Genomic DNA, 3,456 nt, shown 5'->3' on the forward strand with positions numbered 1-3,456 from the left:
TCGACATCCCGTCCAGCCAGGTGCATCCGATGCCGGCCAGCGATGGGGAATTCGGCAATGATCTCGCCGCGGCGGCGCTGGCCTACGAGCAGCTGCTGGCGGCCAATGCCGCACCCGGCGAGCCGGCTCCGAACTTCGACGTGCACCTGTTGGGGATGGGCCCCGAGGGCCACATCAACTCCCTGTTCCCCGACACCCCGGCCGTGCTGGAAACCACCCGCATGGTGGTGTCGGTCGACGACTCCCCCAAACCGCCGCCGCAGCGAATCACCTTGACGCTGCCCGCCGTTGCCCGTTCCCGCGAGGTCTGGCTGATGGTCTCCGGCGGCAGCAAGGCCGACGCGGTGGCCGCCGCCATCGGTGGCGCCGCACCTGTCTCGGTGCCGGCGGCCGGGGCCATCGGGCAGGACACCACGCTGTGGCTGCTCGACGAGGACGCCGCGGCCAAGCTGCCCCGCTAGACGCCGGCGCCGCGCGTCACGCTGGGCTGACGCTCGGCGTTGGAGGTCACGCTGGCGTGACGGCCGTGGCGCATAATGACGGACATGGCAGACAGAACCGTGCGCGGGGGGCAAGAGCGAAGCCGGATCAAAACGCTCACCCAGGCCGCGCTGAACGCCGACAAAACGGTGGAGCAGGTCGAGGACGTCCTCGACGGTTTGAGCACCACGATGAAGGAGCTCAGCAGTTCCCTGTCCAGCCTGAACGCTACGGTGGAACGCCTGGAAACTGGTCTGGACCACCTGGATGGCACCATGGCCAGCCTCGACGACCTGGCCAAGCGGTTGATCGCGCTGGTCGAACCGGTGGAGGCTATCGTCGCGCGGGTCGACGACATGGTGCGGGTGGGCGAGACCATGATCTCGCCGCTGGCGATCACCGAGCACGCGGTGCGCGGCTTCGTGGACAGGCTGCGCAACCGGACCGTGCAGTAGGCGGCCGGGTAGGACTTCCGATGGCCACGCTGCTGCTGCACCACCCCGCCTTCGCCGCCCATCGGACCGCTCCGGGCCATCCGGAACGGCCCGACCGCTACCGCGCGGTGGAGGCGGCGCTGAGCCGGCCACAGTTCGACGCCCTGATCCGTGAAGAGGCCGAGCCGGCCGACCTCGCGACGACGCGCTACGTGCACTCGAATCGCTACGTGGACGCTCTGGAAGCCGCGCGACCCGACGACGGGTACGTCTACCTCGACGGCGGCGACACCATGATGGAGCCCTCGTCCTGGGAGACGGCACTGCGTGGGGTGGGCGCCACGCAGCAGGCCGTGGACAGGGTGCTGGCCGGTGAAGCGCAGAACGCGTTCGTCGCCAGCCGCCCGCCGGGCCATCACGCCGAGACCGAGCGCGCCATGGGCTTCTGCCTGTTCAACAACATCAGCATCGGCGCGCGTCATGCGCAGCGCAAGCATGGTCTGACGCGCGTCGCGATCGTCGATTTCGATGTCCACCACGGCAACGGCACCCAGCAGATCTTCTACTCCGACCCGAGTGTGCTCTATGCGTCGACGCATCAGATGCCGCTGTTCCCCGGGACCGGTGCGGTGCGGGAAACCGGTGTCGGCAACATCTTCAATTCGCCGCTGGCGCCCGGCGACGGCGGCGCCGAATTGCGCGCGGCGTTTCAAGATCGAATCCTTCCTGCGCTGCAGGCGTTTTCGCCCGAGCTGATCATCGTGTCCGCCGGTTTCGACGCCCATGAACGTGATCCGCTTGGCTCACTGACCATGACGGCAGCCGACTTCGCCTGGGTCACAAGGGAATTGATGGTGTCAGCCGAAAAGTTGTGCGACGGCCGGTTGGTGGCGGTGCTAGAAGGCGGCTATGACCTGCAAGGCCTCACCGATTCGGTCACCGCGCACGTCGGTGAGCTGCTGAAGGGCTGAGCTACCTCGCCAAGCCCGCAACATCACCAGTCAGCGCGGAAAGTAACGGCTGTCGTTGTCGACCGAATCGAAAATGTCCAACGCGTGCTGAAACGGCCCCGAGGTGATGCGTTGATCGGTCGCATACGAGTGGTCGAGCTGGAACACGACGCACAGCAGCAGACCCAACAGAACCGCGACCGTGCTGGACACGATGAAGTGACCCACGGTACTGCCCATCCGCAGGAAACCCGTAAACACAACCAGCACAATCGCACCGAAGACGAGACCCGCCCACATCAGCGGAGGTATCCGGGGCTTGGTGCCCACGATCCGCTCGTTACGATCGGACGCCAGCTCGCTCAGCTGGTTGAGAAATTGCTGATTGATCGGCTTGGTCGCGGTATTGGGCTGCTGGCGGCCGACGGTGCGATACATCCGCGTGATCGCGGCGCGCGCGCCGTCGTTGTGCTGTTTGTTCCACTCCGGGCCGGCCACCGCGCCGGCGTACTTGCGCAACAACTCCTGAACCTCGGTGCGCTCCGGTTCGGGCATCGCGACGGTTTGCCGATACATGGTCGTCAGCGCCGACGCCTCGCCGGACACGACGACCTGCGTCGACGAGAAGTGCTCCCAGGTCGCCACCACGGTGAAGCCCAGCAGCGCCCCGTAGATGAATCCGACGACTGTGAGGAACGAGGCGATCGCAGGATTCTGCTCCTTCCCATACCGCCGCATCGGTAGGACGCGGTTTCCCAGCCAGACGGAGCCCACCGCGACCGCAATCGCGACCGCGACCACCGAAATCAGAAGTAGCCACAGGGGTAGTCCGGATCCGCTCACTGATCTCCTTGGTCGAGGCGCGTCGATCCAGGGTATTCGCGAGCGGGCCGGCCCGGTGACCGAATCGCGGGCAATCAGCCGCTGTTTCGCAGCGCGCTGGCCAGCCCGTTCATCGTCAGCAAAATGCCGCGCTGCACCAACTCGTCGTCATCGCCGGAACGGTAGCGGCGAAGCAACTCCACCTGAAGGTGATTGAGCGGCTCGAGGTACGGGAAACGGTTGAACACCGAACGTGCCAGCGCCGCGTTGTCGGCGAGCAGGTTGTCCTGGCCGGTGATCAGCTTGTGCATGGCGATGGTTCGCCGGTGTTCGTCGGCGATCTTGTCGAAGACGCGGTGCCGCAACTCCTCGTCGTCCACCAGTTCGGCGTAGCGCGCCGCCAGGCCGAGGTCGCTCTTGGCCAGCACCTGCGCCAGGTTCGACAGCACGCTGCGGAAAAACGGCCAGCGTTGGTACAAGTCGTGCAGGATGTCCACCCGCTCGCTTTCGCTTTCCGGGCCCGCCGCGATCCACTGCTCGAACGCCGACCCGGTGCCGTACCAGCCGGGCAGCATAACGCGCGACTGGCTCCACGCCAGCACCCACGGGATGGCGCGCAGGTCCGAGATGGACTCGGTGGGTTTGCGCGAGGTGGGCCGGCTGCCGATGTTCAGCGATCCGATTTCGCTGACCGGCGTGGAGGCCATGAAGTAGTCGACGAAACCCGGTGTCTCGTGCACCAATTCGGCATACGCACGCTGCGCAAACTC

The 3,456-nt window shown here is 66.2% G+C and carries 5 protein-coding genes; 3 read left to right on the top strand and 2 right to left on the bottom strand.

Annotated elements, in window-relative coordinates; translation table 11 throughout:
• The 3 genes from pgl to A5652_RS18625 form a co-directional block, all read left to right on the top strand.
• Nucleotides 1-461, top strand: a 461-nt coding sequence (pgl, locus tag A5652_RS18615) for a 6-phosphogluconolactonase (protein ID WP_067354719.1), incomplete at its 5' end; no start/stop codon positions are given.
• 75 nt (nt 462-536) lie between these two features.
• On the top strand, nt 537-935 hold the full coding sequence (locus A5652_RS18620) for an ATPase (RefSeq protein ID WP_067354722.1): 399 nt from the start codon (nt 537-539) through the stop codon (nt 933-935).
• A 20-nt stretch (nt 936-955) separates the two neighbouring features.
• Entirely contained in the window at nt 956-1,885 is a 930-nt protein-coding gene (locus tag A5652_RS18625) for a histone deacetylase family protein (RefSeq protein ID WP_067354725.1), read from the top strand.
• Between the two features lie 30 nt (nt 1,886-1,915).
• Here the strand turns inward: A5652_RS18625 and A5652_RS18630 are convergent, their stop codons facing one another.
• Entirely contained in the window at nt 1,916-2,707 is a 792-nt protein-coding gene (locus A5652_RS18630; RefSeq protein WP_067354727.1) for a DUF4239 domain-containing protein, read from the bottom strand.
• Nucleotides 2,708-2,781: 74 nt separating this feature from the next.
• A partial coding sequence (locus A5652_RS18635; protein WP_156745411.1) for a phosphoenolpyruvate carboxylase occupies nt 2,782-3,456 on the bottom strand: 675 nt, incomplete at its 5' end.

The organism is Mycobacterium sp. 1165178.9, from assembly GCF_001673555.1.
GTDB lineage: Bacteria > Actinomycetota > Actinomycetes > Mycobacteriales > Mycobacteriaceae > Mycobacterium.